Genomic DNA, 404 nt, shown 5'->3' with positions numbered 1-404 from the left:
GTGGTTGCGCCACTGGCGAGTTCGCCCTGGCTGTCGCCCACGTTGTCGGTCACGGTGACCCCGCTGGTCGCATCCGGTGCCACGGTATCTACCGTGAAGCCGATCGGATCGCTGGCCGGGCCGGTGTTGCCAGCCGGATCAGTGACCGTGGTGCTGAGGCTGTGGTCGCCATCCCCCAGGGAAGGAGGGGTGAAGCTCCAGCTGCCATCGGTGCCAACGGTAGTGCTGCCGATTACGTTGCCGTTATCGGTCACAGTCACCGTGCTGCCCGCCTCGCCAGTCCCGCTCAGAATCGGGGTATCGGTGTTGGTTGAGCCGCCATCGACGACCGGTACGCTGGTGTCGCCGCTGTTGTTGCTCAACGTGACGTCACCCGCCGCTGCCGGAGCCTGGGTATCTACCGT

The 404-nt window shown here is 65.6% G+C and carries 1 protein-coding gene; it reads right to left on the bottom strand.

The features are described from left to right. A partial coding sequence (locus tag B880_RS25560; RefSeq protein ID WP_036646796.1) for an Ig-like domain-containing protein occupies window positions 1-404 on the bottom strand: 404 nt, incomplete at both ends.

This window comes from Pantoea sp. A4 (assembly GCF_000295955.2).
GTDB lineage: Bacteria > Pseudomonadota > Gammaproteobacteria > Enterobacterales > Enterobacteriaceae > Pantoea > Pantoea multigeneris.
Note: the sequence above shows the minus strand (reverse complement) of the source record. Positions and strands in the feature narration are given on the sequence as shown.